This is a genomic window from Actinomadura verrucosospora (assembly GCF_039540335.1).
GTDB lineage: Bacteria > Actinomycetota > Actinomycetes > Streptosporangiales > Streptosporangiaceae > Spirillospora > Spirillospora verrucosospora.
On the sequence record NZ_BAABEV010000002.1, the window covers coordinates 63,053 to 80,500 of the forward strand.

Below are 17,448 nucleotides of genomic sequence, written 5' to 3' on the forward strand. Positions count from 1 at the left end.
GGGCCGGTCAGGCGCCGACGTGGACGTGCGACGCCCACACCGAGGGGTACTCCGGCCACAGGTCCCGCATCCGCCGGGTCGCGGCGTGGACCGCGCCGGCGACGTCGCCGCCGTCCGCGACGGCCGTGTAGACGAGGTCGGCGATGTCGACGGCGTGCCGGTCCCCGATCGGCCACAGGGTGCCGATCACATGCCGGTAGCCGGCGAGCTGGAACGCCGACGCCAGGTGGATCGCCTCGTCCGCGAGGCGCGCCCCCGGCCGGGCGGTCGAGCACGCCGACAGGAAGGCGAGTTCGGCGCCGTCCATGCGGAGCCCGGCGAGGTCCGTCACGGTCAGCGGCCGGGTCTGGTGGTCGGCCAGCAGCAGATGGCCGGACGACGGGTCGGCGAGGTCGCTGTGCCCGTGGCAGGCGAAATGCGCCCACCGGGCCTTGGGCAGAGCCGCGAGCACCGCCTCGTGGGTGGCGGCCGGCCCGGTGAGGACGTCGACCGGGCCCGGGAAGCGCCGGCCGACCAGCGCCGCCTCGGCCTCCGCGCCCGGCAGGTCGGACCGGCCGCCGGGGGTGCCGGGCATCGCGACGGCGACCGCCCGGTCACCGTCGGTCGGCGCCGTGTCCGCCGCGTCGCGCCGCGCGTGGGTCAGGGCCCGGAGGGTCGGGGCCGTCGAGCACACGACGCGGTCGACGACCGTCGCCGGGGTCTCGTCGGCCGCGGTGCCGTGGTAACCCGCCGCGTGCACCGGGAGGAACGACAGCAGTCCTGACAGGCACCACCACAGCCTCGGCCACGGCGCGCCGTCCTGGGGCGGCCCGCCGATGCCGAGGTGGTCGAGCACCGGACCGGCCACCGCGTCCCACAGCCATTCGAGCGTCCGCGACATCCGGTGCTGCCCGGCCGCCCACGCTCTGGCGCTCCCCGCGCCGATCTCCTCGACCGCGGCCAGGAACGCGCCGACCTCCGCCGTCACCGCGTCGGGGCTGAGCGCGGGCAGCGGCACGGCCGCGACGCCCGCGCCGGCGTCGAGGACCAGCGCGTGCGACCCGAAGTCCGACACGTTGACGATCACGACGTGGCCGCGGGCCGGTGCGAGGTCGCGGACGGCGGGCGGGCACAGGAAGCGGTCGAGGCCGGGCAGTTCCCGGATCTCCGCGACGAGCCGGTCGAACGCCGCGGCCGCGGCGCGGCGCTCCACCGACGGCTGGGGCGCCGGGTCGGCGCCCCTGCCGGGGACTCCCACCGGAGGCGCGGAACGGTCGAGTTCCGCGCACAGGGAGGTGAACCGCCCGGCCAGATCCGGGTCGCGCTCGGCCAGCTCGGAGAGGTCGGTGCGGGTGTCGAGCGCCCGGCCGAGCAGCAGCCCGCGTCCCTGCTCGAACAGCGCGACTCCGTGCTCGACCTGCCCGGCGCGCACGCAGCAGGCGGCGGCGTCCGATCCGATCCCGCCCATGTCGCCGAGGAGGATCTCCTGGTCGCGGCGTTCGAGGCCGCGCGGGACCGTCCGTCCCATCAGGTCGACGACCGTCGTGTAGGCGGACACGGCGTCCTCCCAACGTCCGGCCTCGGCGGCGAGCCTGGCCCGGCGGGCGGCCGCGACCGCGCGGACGCGGGGCGGAGCGGCCTCGGCCGCCGCTCCCTCCCGGCATGCCGCGAGCGCCTCGTCGAGGTCCGGTCCGGCGCCCGCGCGGGCGAACCGGGCGCCGAGCGCCTGGCCCAGGTTGGCCAGGTAGCCGGCGCGGTCGGGATGGTCGGGGTCGATGGCGTTGACCGCGGCGCGGGCGGCGCCGATCGCCGCGTCCACGTCCGCGGCCTCGCCGGTGCGCTCGAACCGCCGGTGCAGGACGAGCGCGCGGTTCGACAGCACCGCGGCACGGCGCGGGTGGCCCTCGGGGACGGCCGCCGCGGCGGCCTGGACGGTCTCGACCGCCTCGTCGATGTCGGCCCGCTCCCCGCTGATCGAGAACCGGGCCTGCAGGGCCGTGCCGAGGTTGGACAGGCGCACGCCCCGGCTGGAGTGGCCCGCCGGGGTGGCGAGGACCGCCTTCCGGCAGGCGTCGACCGCCTCGTCGATGTCCTCGCGGCGCCGCAGGGAGTCGTACCGGATCTGCAGCGCGCCGCCCAGGTTCGCCAGCATCGTCCCGCGGTCGGGGCTCGCGTCCGGCGAGGCGGCCACCGCCATCCGGAGCGCGTCGACCGCCTGGTCCAGGTCCGTCTGGGCGCCGGTGCCGCGGAACCGGGACAGCGAGGCCGCCCCGAGGTTGCCGAGGTAGGCCGCCAGGTGCGGGTGGCCGGGCGGCGCGGCGGCGACCGCGGCGCGCCCGGCCTCGACCGCGGCGTCGATGTCGGCCTCCTCTCCGGTGCGCTCGAACCGCACGCGGAGGATGTCGCACAGGTTCGACAGGCGCGAGGGCCGGTCGGGATCGTCCGGCGGGGTGGCGGCCGAGGCCCGCCGGGCGAGCGCGACCGCCTCGTCCAGTTCCCTCCGGCCGCCGGTGCGCCGGTGCAGCTCGCACAGCGCGTTGGCGAGGTTGGACCGCCGTCCGCACAGATCCGGATCGTCGGCGGGGGTGGCCGCCACCGCGGCACGTCCCGCCTCGACCGCTTCGGCCAGGTCGCGCTCGTCTCCGGTCTGGACGGACCGGATCCGCAGGACGTCACTGAGGTCGGACAGGTGGTCGGGACGTCCGGGGTCGTGCGGCTCGGCGACGGCCGCCGCCTCCCGATGGGCCTCGACCGCCTCGTCCAGGTCCGCCGGGTCCCCGGCGCGGTCGAACCGGGCCAGCAGCGCGTGACCGAGCTGCGACAGCTGCCCGGCGTGCGCGGGGTGGTCGGGGGCGGTGGTGATCACCGCGTCCCGCGCCAGGTCGATCAGCTCGTCCAGCTCGGTGACCCGGCGGGCCAGCGCCTCCCTCGTCCGCAGGGCGAGGTCGAGGTTGGAGGCCATGGCGGCGCGGTCGGGGTGGTCGGGCCAGCCGGTGACCGCGGCCTGCCCGGCCTCGATCGCGGCGTCGAGGTCCGCCTCGCCGCCGAGGTGCTCGAACCGGGTCAGCAGGGCGTTGCCGAGGTTGGACAGGGAGAGGGCGCGTTCGGGGTCGCCCGGCCCGGCGGCCTCCACCGCCGCCCGGCCGAAGGTGATCGACTCCTCCAGGTCGGACGGCGCGCCCGTCCGCTCGAAGCGGGTCAGCAGCGCGCTGCTGAGGTTGGTCCGGCAGCGGCCGTGCTCGGCGTGGCCCGGCCCGGTGGCGTCGGCCGCCAGCCGGAACAGCTCGACGGCGCGGTCCAGGAGGCCGGGGTCCTGCGAGGCGAGCGTGTCCCGGTAGAGCATCCGGCCGAGGCGGGCCAGCAGCCCGCCGCCGTCCGGGGCGTCCGGGGGATCGCGGTCGAACAGCTCGCCGATCAACGGAGGGACCGCGGCCGGAACCAGCCGGTGCACCGGATTGAGCAGGTCCAGGGCGACGGTGAGGTCCGGTTCGCCCTCGGTCGAGCCGCGGGCGGCGAAGCGCAGCCAGAACAGCCAGCCCGCCGCCTGGGCGACCTCGACGTCGTCCACCGGGTCCGGGACCGAGCAGATCAGGTCCACCGCGTCGGCGACGGCCCGGGGGGCCAGGACCAGGGTCGCATCACGCTCGGCGTTGAACCGGTCGACCCGATCCCGCACCTGTGCGAGCAGACGCGTTCGCACCACCGACGCTCCAACCATTCCGACAGCGGGGGAGAGCAGCAGTGAGGAACCATAGCCGTTCGGCGGTGGGGAGTTCAGGGGAGTGCGGCGGCCAGTCGGGTGCGCAGGACGGGCATGCGCTCCGGGGCGGCGGCGAGGGTCGTGGGAACCTCCCACTCGGCCAGGATCCCGAGGAGGATCGCGAGGTGCCGCGGGTCCTCGTCCGCCAGGAGTTCGTCGGCGCGGGCCACGGTGAGGGCGGGCCGGTCGAGGTCGCGCAGGCAGTCGAGGAACGCGTCCCAGTTGTGGCCGAAGTAGTCAGGGAAGGCCAGGGCCCGCGCCGCCTCCCGGAAGAAGGCGGCGCGGGTGCGGCACGCGTGCCCGTCGACGGCCGCGCGCACCGGATCGCTGGTCAGCGTCAGCCAGTGCGGCGGCGTGGTCATCGGACGGGTCCCTTCCTAGGAGAGCTTGTAGAAGTTGGAGTAGTGGTCCGGCGAGAAGTAGACGGTGCCGGTGCTGCTGTGGACGATCCGGTAGGCGTCGCGCGAGGCGCCCTTCGCCCGCGAGTAGACGTCGTACTCGTGGTAGGACACGCCGGCCGGGAGCTGGCCGTCGTAGTTGTGGTAGACGCCGCCGGTGTAGTTGTACCGGCCGTCAGGCCAGGAGTACCAGCCCGAGCTGGACGGCCAGCCCTTGCCGGCCCACACCGAGGCGGCGTACCGGCCGTCGGAGCAGCGGGAGATCGTGCAGGAGCCGTAGACCGCGGCGCCTGCCGGGACGGTGGCGGTGACGCCCGTCGCGCATGTCGCGGCCGCCAGGGTGACGGCGGCTCGTTTCGTCCAGGACGGCCGGGAGCGCTGCCTGAGCACAGGTACCTCCTACGAACGAGTGCGTCCCGAAGGGGACGTTTCCCCCGGATCCGGACCGCGCCCGGATCGAGGGCGACCAGCCGTCATGATGACCTTGCGGAGGGGCGTAGTCGATACAAAGCCGCCAAGTTTCTATGAACAGGATCTGACGCCACTACTGGGACTTAGTGCCATTGACCGGACGGCGCGCCAGGCCGAGGCCGCGGTTCGCCAGGGGTCAGCGCCGCTCCTGGATGCGGATCAGGTTCCCCGCGGGATCGCGGAACGCGCAGTCGCGCACCCCGTACGGCTGCTCGATCGGCTCCTGGACGACCTCGGCCCCCGCGGCCTGCACCCTGTCGAAGGTGTCGTCGAGGTCGGGGGAGGCGAGCAGGATCCAGCCGTAGGTCCCCTTGGCCATCATCTCGGCGATGGTGCGGCGCTCGTCGTCGGTGATGCCGGGATCGGTGGTCGGCGGCGCGAGCAGGATCGAGGTGTCGGGCTGCTTGGGCGGCCCCACCGTGATCCAGCGCATCCTGCCGCCGCCGACGTCGTTGCGGACCTCGAAGCCGAGCGCGTCGCGGTAGAAGGCCAGCGAGGCGTCCGGGTCGTCGTGCGGGAGGAAGCTCGTGTGAATGGTGATGTCCATGCCGGTCACGCTAGCCGCGGCTTCTTCACCCGCGCTTCTCGATTCCTGACCGGTCTCGCCCAAGGGCCGCAAGGGCATCGCAATGCGCCGGCGGCGGAGATCCCGGGTCGGAGGGCGATCGCCCTGATCTTTGCGCTAGGCAATAATCCGTCGGCACCCGGACCACCCGGACCACCCGGTCTCGCCGGGCTCACGCGGCATGCCGGGCGTCTCCCTGGCGGCGGGGTCTCCGTCCGGCCCTAGCGGGCGTGGCGGTCGAGGAAGGCACCGATCGCGCCGGCCACGGGCCCGGGGGCCTCCTCGGCCATGTGGTGGCCGGAGTCGATGGGACCGCCGCGGACGTCGTCGGCCCACGCCCGCCAGATCCGCACCGGATCGCCGTAGATCTCCTCCAGGTCGTCGCGGGCCGACCACAGCACCAGCACCGGGCACTGGACGCGGCGACCGGCACGGCGGTCGTCCTCGTCGTGCCTCCGGTCGATGCCCAGTCCGGCCCGGTACTCCTCCAGCATGCCGTGCACGGTCGCCGGGTCGTGGATCGCCTCGCGGAAGTCGGCCCACGCCTCGGGGGCCATGTGCTCGCCGGTCGCGGTGTACCAGGCGTCGGGGTCGGCGCTGATGATCCGCTCCGCCGGTTTGTCCGTCTGCCCGAAGAACCACCAGTGCCACCACCGGGCCGCGAAACGGGCGTCGCAGCGCTCCAGGTGCTCGACCACCGGCAGCCCGTCCATGGGGATCAGCGCGGTGACGGCGGCGGGATGGTCCATCGCCGTCCGGAACGCCACGAGGGCCCCGCGGTCATGCCCCGCGACGGCGAACGACCCGTGGCCGAGGGCCCGCATGAGGGCGACCATGTCCCCGGCCATCGCGCGCTTGGAGTACGGCGCGTGGTCGGCGTCGGTCGGCGGCTTGGACGACTTCCCGTATCCCCGCAGGTCCGGGCACACCACAGTGAACCGGTCCGCGAGGAGCGGCGCGACCTTGTGCCAGGTGGCGTGCGTCCGGGGATGGCCGTGCAGCAGCAGGAGGGCCGGTCCCGTCCCACCGTGCCGCACTCGCAGGGTGGCGTCGCCGACGTCTACCCGGTCCAGGGTGAAGCCGTCGAAGTACACGGGGGTCAGTGGCGGGTGGGGAGGCGGACGACCGTGACGAAGAAGTCGTCGATCTGCCGTATGGCCTTGATGAACTGGTCGAAGTCGACGGGCTTGGTGACGTAGGCGTTGGCGTGCAGCTTGTAGCTGCGCAGGATGTCCTCCTCCGCCGACGACGTGGTCAGCACCACCACCGGGATGGAGGCCAGCTCCGGGTCGGACTTGATCTCTTCGAGGACCTCGCGGCCGTCGCGCTTGGGCAGGTTCAGGTCGAGGAGGACCAGGTCGGGACGGGGCGCGTCGGCGTGCTCCCCCCGCTTGTAGAGGAAGTCCAGGGCCTCCGCGCCGTCGCGGACGACCTGCAGGGTGTTGCCGACCTTGTTGTGCTCGAAGGCCTCACGGGTCATCAGCTCGTCGCCGGGGTCGTCTTCGACCAGCAGGACGGTGATGGGTTGGACGGCGGTGCTGGTCACGAACTGGCTCCTTGGAGGTCGGTGGTCGGGGAGGGAACGTCGGCGTCGGGCGTGCCGTCCGCGGACGCGCCGGCGCCGTCCGCGGTCCGGCCGTCGGGGGCGTCGTCGGAGGCCTCCGCGCCGGAGGGCGCGGCGGGCGGGTCGTCGGCCGCGAGGGTGAAGTGGAACCGGGAGCCCTCCTCGCGGTCGGGGTCGAGCCAGATCCGGCCGCCGTGGTATTCGACGATCTTCTTGCACAGCGCCAGGCCGATGCCGGTGCCGGCGTAGGCGTCGCGGCTGTGCAGCCGCTGGAAGATGACGAAGATCTTGTCGGCGTACTCGGCGGGGATGCCGATCCCGTTGTCGGTGACGGTCAGGTGCCAGTGCCCGTCCTCCCGCTCGCAGGTGACACGGACGACCGCCTCGCGGTCGGGGGAGCGGAACTTGACCGCGTTGCCGATCAGGTTCTGCCACAGCATCACCATGAGCGTGGGGTCCGCGGTGAGCTCCGGGAGGTCGTCGGGCCTCTCGACGCGGGCGCCGGACTCCGTGAGGGGGCCGTCGAGGTTGGCCAGCGCCTCGTCGAGCGGCTCGCCCAGCGAGAGCGTCCGCTGGTGCTGGTGCAGGCGGCCGACCCGGGAGAAGGTCAGCAGGTCGTTGATCAGCACCTGCATGCGCTTGGCGCCGTCCACCGCGAAGGCGATGTACTGGCGGCCGCGGTCGTCGAGCTGGTCGGAGCAGCGGCGCTCCAGCATCTGGCAGAACGAGGCGACCTTGCGCAGCGGCTCCTGCAGGTCGTGGCTGGCGACGTAGGCGAACTGCTCCAGCTCGGCGTTGGAGCGGCGCAGCTCCACGGTCTGCGAGTCCAGCTCCGCGGTGCGGCTCTGGAGCAGGCGCTCGCGTTCGGTGGACTGCTCCAGAGCCATCGTGATCCGGCCACGCATCGCCTCCACGGCGAGGGCCACGTCGCGGACGTCGGCGGGGCCGTGCGCGCCGATGACATGGGTGAAGTCGCCGTCGGCGACCCGGCGTGAGGCGGAGCGGAGCATGCGCAGCGGCCGGTCCACGGCGTGGTGCAGCAGGACGGCCAGCAGCGCCGCGGTCGCCAGCAGCGCGATGAACAGGGTGGTCAGCGTCCAGTCCCGCATCGTGCGGGTGTGGCGCAGGTCCGCGCGGCTCTCGGCGCGGACCTGGCTCAGGTGGCGGTTCTGGACCGCCCAGGTGGCGCGGACCTGGTCGAAGGCGGGCTTGCCCCGGGCCGCGGTGGCGGCCGCCTCGCCGCCGGAGCCCTGCTCGCGGACCTGGTCGATGACGACGGCGCCGTAGTCGCGGCGCCACGCGTCGATCGCCCGCCCGGTCGCGTCGAGGTCGGCGCGCAGCGCGGGCTCGTCGGCCAGCAGCCGGCGCAGCCGCGCGGAGGACTGCTGCTCGGTGGCCAGCCCGTCGGTGTAGGGCTGCAGGAACTGCCGGTCCCCCGCCAGGGCGTAGCCCCGGACGCCGGTCTCCTGGTTGAGCATGGCCATCTGCATCCGGCTCGCCTCGACCTGCGCCGGCGCGATCCTGTCCACCAGCCGGTCCGAGGCCCGCGCGGTCTCCTCCAGCAGGCTGTGGACCACCGCGGCGCCGGTGACGGTGAGCGCGACGATCAGCAGCGCGGCCAGCATGAACCAGGCGCGGACGGTCAGTCCCCGCCGCGGCGGGGGGCCGCTCGCCGGCGGCGGTGCGGCGAGATCGGCGGATTCGGCCGTCTCGGCGTCCCGCACCGTCAGGGGCGGTGTGCTCATGTGGGGGTCCATCCAAGGTGAATGACGGCGACGTCGTCGGCCAGCCCGCCGTGCTGGAGCGAGGCCGCCTCGACGTCGGTGATGAGTGTGTCGACGAAGTCGCCGGGGGAGAGCGCGCGGTGGCCCTGGGCGAGCCGGAGCAGGCCGGTCAGGTCGAGGCGGCGGCCCTCGTCGTCGATCTGGCCCTCGAACAGCCCGTCGGTGAACAGGACGAGCGAGGCGCCCGGCGGCAGGGGGATCTCGTGCTCGCGCCAGCCGGCCAGTCCGGGCACCATGCCCACGCCCAGCCCGCCCGGCGGCTCGACCAGCCGCACCTCGCCGTTGCCGTGCATCAGGAACCCGGGGTGCCCGGCGCGGACCACCCGCGCCACGGAGCGGTCGGGGAACAGGGTCGCCGTGATGAGGGTGACGAACATCTCGGAGCCGCCGTCCTCCCCGGCCAGCAGCTCCTCCAGGAGTTCGACCACCCGCGCTCCGCGCGTTCCGGCCAGCACGAACGACCGCCACGCCACCCGCAGGCTGACGCCCAGGGCCGCCGAGGCGGGACCGTGCCCCGCCACGTCCCCGATCACCGCGTGCACCAGGCCGTCGCTGGTCTCCACCACGTCGTAGAAGTCCCCGCCCAGCAGGGAGTGGGCCCGCCCGGGGCGGTACCGCGAGACGACCCGCAGGCGCGGATTGGACACCCTCGGCCGCGGCAGCAACCCGCGCTCCAGCCGGGCGTTCTCCTGGGCGCGCATCTGCTGGACCTGGAGCGCCGCGACCGCCTGCTGGACCTGGCGCCGCTGCACCGCGTACCGGATCGCCCGCCCGAGCCGATCCGCCTCCAGCTGGTCCTTGGAGAGGTAGTCCTGCGCGCCGGCGGCCATCGCGGAGGTGCCCGCCTGAGACTCGGCGAGCCCGGTCAGCACCACCACCGCGGCGCCCGGCGCCCACTCCAGCACCTGCCGGAGCACCGCCAGGCCCTGCGACTCGCCCAGGTGCAGGTCGAGCAGCACGCAGTCGGGCATGGGGTTCGCCGACAACGGGCCCCGCGCCTCGGGAAGCGAACGCACCCACTGCAGCGACGCCCGCAGCCCGGTGTCGGCGAGGGTGTCCTCCACCAGCAGCGCGTCGGCCGAGTCGTCCTCCACCAGCAGGACCCGCAGCGGCCCGAGCTCCGGCTCCCCGTCGGCGGCGCCGGTGATCGCGATCGGCATGCGCGGTCCGGGCGGCGCGGAAGGGCGCGCCCCGAGGCCGGCCGCCTCAAGACCCTGCGACATCAGTCCGTCCACCGCCCTTCCCCCCTCCGACCCGCCGGTGCCGCGCCGATAGTAGTTGCCTTATGGCAAATATGCATCCGCGGCGCACCGCCGCGCGACGCATCCGCGTCGTCTGTGACCTGCCCGACCGCGACCGTAACGCACCGGTGCCCGTGACCCGTCCGGACGGGTCCCCTCCCGTGGCGCACCTTCTACCGGCTTCGCGCCTGAGCGGGAACGCCGGCCTCGCCGCGCGGACCACCGCCCGCGCCGGGCGCTGTGTCACCGCCCGCGCCGGGCCCTGTGTCACCGTCCTTGCCGGGGGCCGTGTCATCGCCCGCGAACAGCTCGATGAGGACCTGGACGTCGTGGTCGGCTTCGGCGGGGTGCCGGAAGGGGCGGTCGGCGTTGACGGTGTAGCGGTTGCGGCGCCCGATCCGGGTGCGGGTGAGGTACCCCGCCTCCTCCAGATCCGTGATGATCAGCTGGGCCGCGCGCTCGGTGATGCCGATGTCCTGGGCGACGTCGCGGACCCGGAGGCCGGGGTCGCGCGCGATGGCGATCAGAACCCGCGCATGGTTGGTCAGGAACGTCCACGGCTTGTCGTCGCGCCGCCTCGGCGTCCTCTCCATCCGCCCGCCTCCCCTTCCCGCGTCCGCCTTCCCCGCCGCGGGCGCGCGGTGTGCGCCGGTCGGCGGGATCCGCCGCCGGGGAGGGGGAGGCCGTGCTCAGAGCGTCATCATACGAGGAATCTTTGCGGAATAATATTTCCTGTAACGGAAGTGATGCGTAGACGTTCCCGGCGCCCGCGCCGCAGGGCTCACCCGCTGCGCCCCGCACCCGGCGGCAGCGACTCGGCCAGCGCTGCGTCCAGGGTCGGGTGGATGGTCAGGCGCTCGTCGACGTGCGTGATCTGCAGGACGCGCCGGACCGCGTCCTGCAGCGGTCCGGCCAGTACGGCGCTGCCGCCGCGTCCCTCGGCCGCCAGGTAGAACCGCATCAGCAGGCTGAGGCCCACCGAGTCCAGGTACCGCAGCCCGCTCAGGTCGAGCACCAGGTGCTCGCCGTGCTCGCTGCGCAGGCCGCGCATCCGCTGCTCGGCCTGCTGCGCGGTGTCCAGTGCCAGATCCCCGGTCATCGTGATCACTGTCCAGCCGTTCCGCGCGTGGCCGGTCACCTCGGCCATGGCGTTGCCTCCACGTCGTTCCGCTTTCTCTGGGTCGGGGCCCTGCGCCGTCGGCGCGCCGGGCACGTCAGGGGTGGTCGGTACCGGGCGCTGCGGCGTCGGGCGGGGCGAGGCGGACGGTGGCCAGCTCCGGGAGGCCGGAGAGGGTCAGCACCGGTTCCAGCAGAACCGGAGCGATCAGTTCGAGATGGTCGGCATGGGCGAACAGGACGCTCAGCCCCGCGCTATCAAGGTACTCGACCGCGGTGAGGTCAAGGACGAGTTCGCCCCCGTCCTCGCGGGCGGTGTCCAGCGCCGTGGCGAGGGCCCCGCTGTTGCTCATGTCGATCTCGCCGACGGCCGTCACGAGCGCCCTCCCGTCCGGGCGCCGGGCGGACCTGAGGGTCAGGGGTGTGCTCATGAGCCAATCCAGGTGTGCATGTGGACGGTGGTGCCGTCCGGGCCGGGCGTGATCGTGAGCTTGCTCATCAGCGCCCGCATCAGGGCGGTGCCGCGGCCGCGGTTGAGGTCGGCGTCGGGCCCTCCGGGCGGCTTCCACCGGCCGGTGTCGGCGATGGTCAGGTGCAGCTGGTCGACGAAGGCCTCGGCCCGCAGCCGGACGGTGTGCACTCCGGCGGCGGGCCGGCCGTGCTCGACGGCGTTCGCGCACGCCTCGCCGGCGGCGACCAGCACGCCCTGGGCGGTGCGGCGGGGGAGCTGGCACTGGGCCAGCCAGCCGCGCAGCGCCTCCCGCAGCGGGGCGAGCTGCGCCGACTCGGCGGGGAAGCTCACGTCCAGCGGCGCGGGGTGCCGGTACAGCATCAGCGCGACGTCGTCGTCGTAGCCGCCCGGCGGGGCCAGGCTCGTCATGATGTGGGTGGCGAGCTCGTCCACCCCCCGCTCGCCGCCCTCCTGGACGGCGTGCCCGACCCGCTCGATGCCCTCGTTCAGGGAGCGGCGGCGGCGTTCGACGAGGCCGTCGGTGTACAGCAGCACGGTGGCCCGGGCGGGGATGGTGGTCGCGGCGTCCGGCCGGGGCCGCGGGGAGCCGACGGCGATCGGGACGGACCTGCCGCCTTCGAGCAGCTGGGTGGTGCCGTCGGCCCGGGCGAGGATGGCGGGCGGATGCCCGGCGCTCGAATAGGTGAGGTCGCCGGTCGCGGGGTCGAGGACGCCGCAGAACACGGTGGAGCAGCGGGCCCCCGGGACGCCGGCGGCGAAGCGGTCCAGGGCCGTGAGCGTCCCCGCGGGGTCCGCGTCCTGGAGCAGGAGGGCCCGGCAGGCGCTGCGCAGCTGGCCCATGACGGTGGCGGCCTCCAGCCCGCGGCCGACGCAGTCGCCCACGATGATCCCGATGCGGCCGTCGGGAAGGGCGAAGATGTCGTACCAGTCGCCCCCGACCTCCAGCGGCCGCGCCGCCGGCTCGTACCGGACGGCGAACCCGTCGGGCAGCTCGGACGGCCCGAGGATGGCGCGCTGCAGGGCCAGGGCGGTGTCGCGCTGCTGGTCGATCAGGTTGGCGCGGGAGAGCCCCTGGGAGAGGCGCCCGGCGAGCAGGGACAGCAGCAGCCGGTCCTGGCCGGTGAACGGGCGCCGCTCGGTCAGGTCGATCCAGAGGACGAGGGTGCCCCGGGGGTGTTCGAGCGTGATCGCGGTGGGGTGCTCGGCGACGGGGGTGAGAGGCGGGTGCTCGCGCAGCGCGGCCAGCTCCCCGCGGCGCTCCTCGGACAGGTCCTGCCAGCTCTGCCCCGGCTCGGTCGAGGTCAGCTCCGGCGGTCCGCCGCCGAAGACGGCCGCCATCACCCGCTCGGCGTGCCAGAGGTCTCGCAGCTCCTCCAGCGCGCCGACCAGGGTGTCGCGCAGGCTCACGGCCTCGGTGAGGCGCATGCTGAGGGCCGCGAGGGCGCTCTCGCGCTGGATGGCGTAGTGGTCGGCGGTGACGTCCCGGAAGGTGCCGACGATGACCCGCCGGCCGGATTCGGGGTCGCGGACGTGGTTGAAGGCGACGCTGACCCAGACGCGATGGCCGTCACGGTGCCTGACGGGGACGTCGAAGGTGCCGCGCTCCCGCACGAGCATGCTCTCGAAGGCCTGGGCGACCTGCCGGTGCGCTTCGAAGTCGGTCTTCTCGTCCGGCCACCAGGGAGGCTTCGGGGGATAGGGCAGCCCGGCGGCCTCGTAGCCGAGGATGTCGGTGAAGGCGGTGTTGAACTCGACGACGCCGCCGTCCTCCGCGCAGACGAAGAACGCCTCCTGGAGGGAGTCGACCAGCGCGGTGCGCCACCGAGCGTGGTGACCGCGCAGCCGGGCCAGCTCCACGTTCGCCCGCACGCGGGCCAGGAGCTCGGCGGCGGCGAAAGGCTTGAGAAGGTAGTCGTCGGCGCCCGCCCGAAGGCCCTCGATCGATGCCTCCTGGCCGGCGCGGGCCGACAGCAGCAGCACCGGCAGGGCGGCGGTGCGCTGGTCGCCGCGCAGGGCGGCGACCAGCTCCAGCCCGTCCACGTACGGCATCATGACGTCGCTGACCACCATGTCGATCCCGCCCTCGCGGACCGCCCGCAGGGCCGCCCGGCCGTCGGCGACGGTCTCCACCTCGTAGCCGGCGCCGCGCAGGAGCCGGGTGAGGTACTCGCGCATGTCGGCGTTGTCGTCGGCGACCAGCACCCGCGCCGGGACCTCGGGCGCGGGCACCGGGACCGGCTCGGGCGGCGTCGGGTCGGTCGAGTTCGGGTCCCCGCCGGAATGCTCGGCGGGCAGCCAGCGCAGCGCCTCCTGCACGTAGGGGTCGGCGGTGACCGACGCCGCCGTGGAGGAGCGCGGCGGGGCGACCGCGCCGGGAGGCAGGTGGTCGCTCCCGAACGGCAGCCGGACGGTGAAGCGCGTGCCCTCGCCCTCGGTGCTCGCGGCGTCGATGGTCCCGCCGTGCAGGCCGACGAGCTCCTTGACCAGGGCCAGGCCGATGCCGCTGCCCTCGTTGGACCGTGCGCGGGTGTTCGCGACGCGGTGGAACCGCTCGAACAGCCGCGGCACCTCGTCCTCGGCGACCCCGACCCCGGTGTCGGCCACCGTCACCAGCGCCCGGCCGTCCTCGACGCCGACCCGGACGTGGATCGCCCCGTCGAAGGTGAACTTCAGCGCGTTGCTCAGCAGGTTCAGGATCACCTTCTCCCACATGTCGCGGTCGACGTAGACCGGCTCGGGGAGCGGCTCGCACTCGACGGTGTAGGCCAGGCCCGCCCTGTCCACGGCGGAGCGGAAGACGCTGGCCAGCTCGGCGGTGACCTCGGGAAGGTCGACCGGCTCGTACCGCGCCTGCATCCGGCCGGCCTCGATGCGGGAGAAGTCCAGCAGCGAGTTGACGAGCCTGCCGAGGCGCAGCCCGTTGCGGTGGATGACGTCCAGCTCGCGGTGCACCTGCTCGCCGGCGCCCTCCAGGCTCGCGCGCAGTTCCTGCACCGGGCCCATGATCAGGGTCAGCGGGGTGCGGAACTCGTGGCTGATGTTGGAGAAGAACGTCGTCTTGGCCCGGTCGAGCTCGGCGAGTTCCTCGGCGCGCCGCCGCTGCGCCTGGTAGCCGCGGGCGCTGCCGATGCCCGCCGCGACGTGCCCGGCCGCCAGTTCCACGAAACCGCGGTAGGCGTCGTCCAGCTGGCGGTAGGGGTTGAGCCCGGCCACCAGGAAACCGTACGGCGCGCTGCCCTGCCGCAGCAGCGGCACCACCAGGGCCTGGTCGGGCGGCTGGGTCCAGTCCCCCGAGGGAAGGGCCCCGAACCGAGGATCATCGAGCTTCATCAGCACCGATTCTCCCCGCGCGAGCACCGCCGCGGGCCAGATTCCGCCCGGTTCGTCCGCCGACATCGCGGCGGGGACGGCCGGATGGTCGCGGGCGACGCCGGTCGCCCCGGCGAGCCGTGCCGTCCCGCCGTCCTCGAACAGGTAGGTCAGCGTGAAGGGAAGGTCCTTCCGGTTGCGGTCGAGCTGCCGGTCGACGAAGGCCAGCGTCTCCTCCTCGGTCCGGATCACGCTGGGGTCGGATCCGAGCTCGCGCAGCGTCGTCATCCGCCGATCGCCGATGACCCGCTCGGTCTCCTCGCTGACCACGCACAGCATGCCCACCACGTCGCCCGCGTCGTCGCGCAGCGGGCTGTAGGAGAAGGTGTGGTAGGTCTCCTCGGGGTATCCCGATCGTTCGAGGAACAGCAGCAGGGCCTCGTCCCACGTGGCGTTCCCCGTGCCGAGCACCGTGTCGATCCTCGGTCCGATGTCGGGCCAGATCTCGGTCCACACCTCGCGGGCCGGCCGGCCCAGCGCCCACGGGTACTTGCGTCCGAGCGTGTCGCGCCGGTAGGCGGCGTTGCAGAAGAAGGTCAGCTGCGGCCCCCAGGCCATCCACATCGAGAAGCGGGACGACAGCAGGATGTCGACCGCTGTCCGCAGGCTCTGCGGCCAGCCGTCCGGAGGGCCGAGCGGCGTCGCCGTCCAGTCCACCGCGGCGAGATCGGGGCCGATCTCCCTGTCGGCGGAGAAGACGCCGGCCCCCGCCCGCGGCTCGCGTCCGGCCTCCTCAGAACGCTCGGCGTCCTCCGAAAGCGCCACCGCACCCCTCTTCCATTAAGGCGATCACCTACCGCATCCGGCGGACGCCCGCCGCGCCCGCTCCCCGCATGGCCCTGCCTTTACCCCGGATGACCCGGAGGCAACAACCGTTTCGCCAGAACCTGGACGTCCGTCGTGCCGCGCCTTTTCGCGGCGCGCCGCCGCCGTCGCGGTCGCGCGTCCAGGTCATTACTTACGTGATAAGCAGTACAAACAGGGTAAAGCCCTTTTTCTGGCGGGACTGCCGCCACGGTCCCGACCAAAGGAGGTGACGGTGACGGAGCACGCCCGCCACCTCGAACCCGTGCCCGCCCCCACCGCCGCCGAACGGGAGCGGCTCGCGGCCGTCCGCCGCTACCGGATCCTCGACACCCCGCCCGACGGCACGTTCGACACCATCGCCTCCCTCGCCGCACGCAGCTGCGGCGCGCCGATCGCCACCGTGGCCATCGTGGACAGCGACCGTATCTGGTTCAAGGCGGCCCACGGCCTGCACGGCGTCTCGCAGATCGACCGCGACCCCGGGCTGTGCGCCTCCGCCATCCTGCACGGCGGCCCGTATGTCGTCAGGGACGCGCTCACCGACCCGAGGACGGCCGCCAACCCGCTCGTCCACGGCGAGATGGGCGTGCGGTTCTACGCGGCGGCCCCCATCACCACCGCGGACGGACACCGCCTCGGCACCGTCAACGTGCTGGACACCCGTCCCCGCGACGCGTCCGAGGACCAGCTGGCCATCCTGACGGACCTGGCGGCCCTGGTCGCCCAGGAGCTGGAACTGCGGCTGTCGTCGATCTGCACCATCACGGCCGAGCGCACCATGCGCACCGGAGCCGAGCGCCTGGTGCGCACCCTGCAGCGCACCCTGCTGCCGCCCGCCCTGCCGAAGGTGCCCGGCCTCGACGCCGCCGCCGCGTACCACCCGGTCTCCCAGGACGAGGTCGGCGGCGACTTCTACGACCTGTTCCCCCTGGACGACGGCCGCTGGGCGTTCTTCCTCGGCGACGTGTGCGGCAAGGGCGCCGAGGCCGCCGCCCTGACCTCCCTCACCCGCTACACGCTGCGCGCCGCCGCCATCTACGAGCCCGACCCCTGCGCCGCGCTCGGCAACCTCGACTCCGTCCTCAAGGGGGAGTACCAGAGCGACCCCCGCTTCTGCACGGCCCTGTTCGGGGTCCTGGACCCCGAACCGGACGGCTCGTTCGCCGTGACGCTGGCCGGGGGCGGCCATCCGCCCGCCCTGGCGGTCCGCGCGGACGGCACGGTCGAGGCCGTCGACACCCCGGGCGGGCAGCTCATCGGGATACTGCCCGAACCGCGCTTCGCGCAGGCCGACGTGCGCCTCGCCCCGGGCGACGCCCTCCTGCTGTACACCGACGGCCTCACCGAGGCACGAACCCCGGACGGGGCGATGCTCGGCGACGAGGGCCTCACCGCGCATCTGACCAGCACGCCCTTCGACGGAGCGGATAATCTGCTGGCGAACATCCATAAACTGCTCACGGAACTGGGCGCGGGAGTCAGCGACGACACGGCGCTGCTGGCCCTCTCCGTGCCCCGCCGTGCCGAACCGTCCGGACAGGAGCCTCTTCGGTGACCGACCACACCTTCACCGTCAACCTCCCGTCCGAGGAGGCCGAGGTCCCGGTCCTGCGCGTCGCGGGAGACCTCGACTACCACACCGCCCCCCGCCTGCGGGAGGCGCTGGAAGCCCTGCCGCTGGCCCCCGGCGGCGGCGCCGTGCTCGACGTGACGGAGCTGAACTACTGCGACTCCACCGGCATCACCGTGCTCATCGCCGGCTACCGCCGGGCGCAGGCGGCCCGGAGCAGGATCGTGCTCGCGGGGCTGAACCCCGACCTCACCCGGGTCTTCGAGATCACCGGGCTCGACCAGGTCTTCGCCTTCCACCCCACCGCCGAGGAGGCCGTCACGTCCCTGCGCGGGGCCTGAGGCCGCCCGGC

At 73.9% G+C, this 17,448-nt stretch carries 14 protein-coding genes; 2 read left to right on the forward strand and 12 right to left on the reverse strand.

Annotated elements, in window-relative coordinates:
* Window positions 1–7: 7 nt before the first annotated feature.
* The 12 genes from ABD944_RS02675 to ABD944_RS02730 form a co-directional block, all read right to left on the reverse strand.
* Entirely contained in the window at window positions 8–3,682 is a 3,675-nt protein-coding gene (locus tag ABD944_RS02675) for a CHAT domain-containing protein (protein ID WP_345171964.1), read from the reverse strand.
* A 71-nt stretch (window positions 3,683–3,753) separates the two neighbouring features.
* The gene (locus ABD944_RS02680; protein ID WP_345171967.1) at window positions 3,754–4,101 is read right to left on the reverse strand and encodes a barstar family protein; all 348 of its coding nucleotides are present in this window, start codon (window positions 4,099–4,101) and stop codon (window positions 3,754–3,756) included.
* Between the two features lie 15 nt (window positions 4,102–4,116).
* Window positions 4,117–4,527: a ribonuclease domain-containing protein gene (locus ABD944_RS02685; protein ID WP_345171970.1), complete on the reverse strand. Its 411-nt coding sequence runs from the start codon at window positions 4,525–4,527 to the stop codon at window positions 4,117–4,119.
* A 217-nt stretch (window positions 4,528–4,744) separates the two neighbouring features.
* On the reverse strand, window positions 4,745–5,155 hold the full coding sequence (locus ABD944_RS02690; RefSeq protein ID WP_345171972.1) for a VOC family protein: 411 nt from the start codon (window positions 5,153–5,155) through the stop codon (window positions 4,745–4,747).
* 239 nt (window positions 5,156–5,394) lie between these two features.
* On the reverse strand, window positions 5,395–6,267 hold the full coding sequence (locus tag ABD944_RS02695; protein WP_345171974.1) for an alpha/beta fold hydrolase: 873 nt from the start codon (window positions 6,265–6,267) through the stop codon (window positions 5,395–5,397).
* Between the two features lie 5 nt (window positions 6,268–6,272).
* Window positions 6,273–6,719, reverse strand: coding sequence for a response regulator (locus tag ABD944_RS02700; RefSeq protein WP_345171976.1), 447 nt, complete (start codon window positions 6,717–6,719; stop codon window positions 6,273–6,275).
* Window positions 6,716–8,482, reverse strand: coding sequence for a sensor histidine kinase (locus tag ABD944_RS02705; protein ID WP_345171979.1), 1,767 nt, complete (start codon window positions 8,480–8,482; stop codon window positions 6,716–6,718). Before ABD944_RS02705 ends, ABD944_RS02700 begins: the two co-directional genes overlap by 4 nt.
* Window positions 8,479–9,681, reverse strand: a complete 1,203-nt coding sequence (locus ABD944_RS02710; RefSeq protein ID WP_345171982.1) for a PP2C family protein-serine/threonine phosphatase — start codon at window positions 9,679–9,681, stop codon at window positions 8,479–8,481. The genes ABD944_RS02705 and ABD944_RS02710 overlap by 4 nt, the downstream gene beginning before the upstream one ends.
* Window positions 9,682–9,935: 254 nt before the next feature.
* Window positions 9,936–10,355, reverse strand: coding sequence for a helix-turn-helix transcriptional regulator (locus ABD944_RS02715; RefSeq protein WP_345171984.1), 420 nt, complete (start codon window positions 10,353–10,355; stop codon window positions 9,936–9,938).
* 188 nt (window positions 10,356–10,543) lie between these two features.
* Window positions 10,544–10,909, reverse strand: coding sequence for an STAS domain-containing protein (locus ABD944_RS02720; RefSeq protein ID WP_345171986.1), 366 nt, complete (start codon window positions 10,907–10,909; stop codon window positions 10,544–10,546).
* A 67-nt stretch (window positions 10,910–10,976) separates the two neighbouring features.
* A complete protein-coding gene (locus ABD944_RS02725) occupies window positions 10,977–11,309 on the reverse strand; it encodes an STAS domain-containing protein (protein ID WP_345171988.1) in 333 nt (110 codons plus the stop codon).
* Window positions 11,306–15,484: a SpoIIE family protein phosphatase gene (locus ABD944_RS02730; RefSeq protein ID WP_345171990.1), complete on the reverse strand. Its 4,179-nt coding sequence runs from the start codon at window positions 15,482–15,484 to the stop codon at window positions 11,306–11,308. Before ABD944_RS02730 ends, ABD944_RS02725 begins: the two co-directional genes overlap by 4 nt.
* Before the next feature lie 274 nt (window positions 15,485–15,758).
* Here ABD944_RS02730 and ABD944_RS02735 point away from each other — a divergent pair, with 274 nt between their 5' ends.
* Entirely contained in the window at window positions 15,759–17,081 is a 1,323-nt protein-coding gene (locus tag ABD944_RS02735; protein WP_345171992.1) for a PP2C family protein-serine/threonine phosphatase, read from the forward strand.
* Entirely contained in the window at window positions 17,078–17,437 is a 360-nt protein-coding gene (locus ABD944_RS02740; protein WP_345171994.1) for an STAS domain-containing protein, read from the forward strand. The genes ABD944_RS02735 and ABD944_RS02740 overlap by 4 nt, the downstream gene beginning before the upstream one ends.
* Window positions 17,438–17,448: the final 11 nt, after the last annotated feature.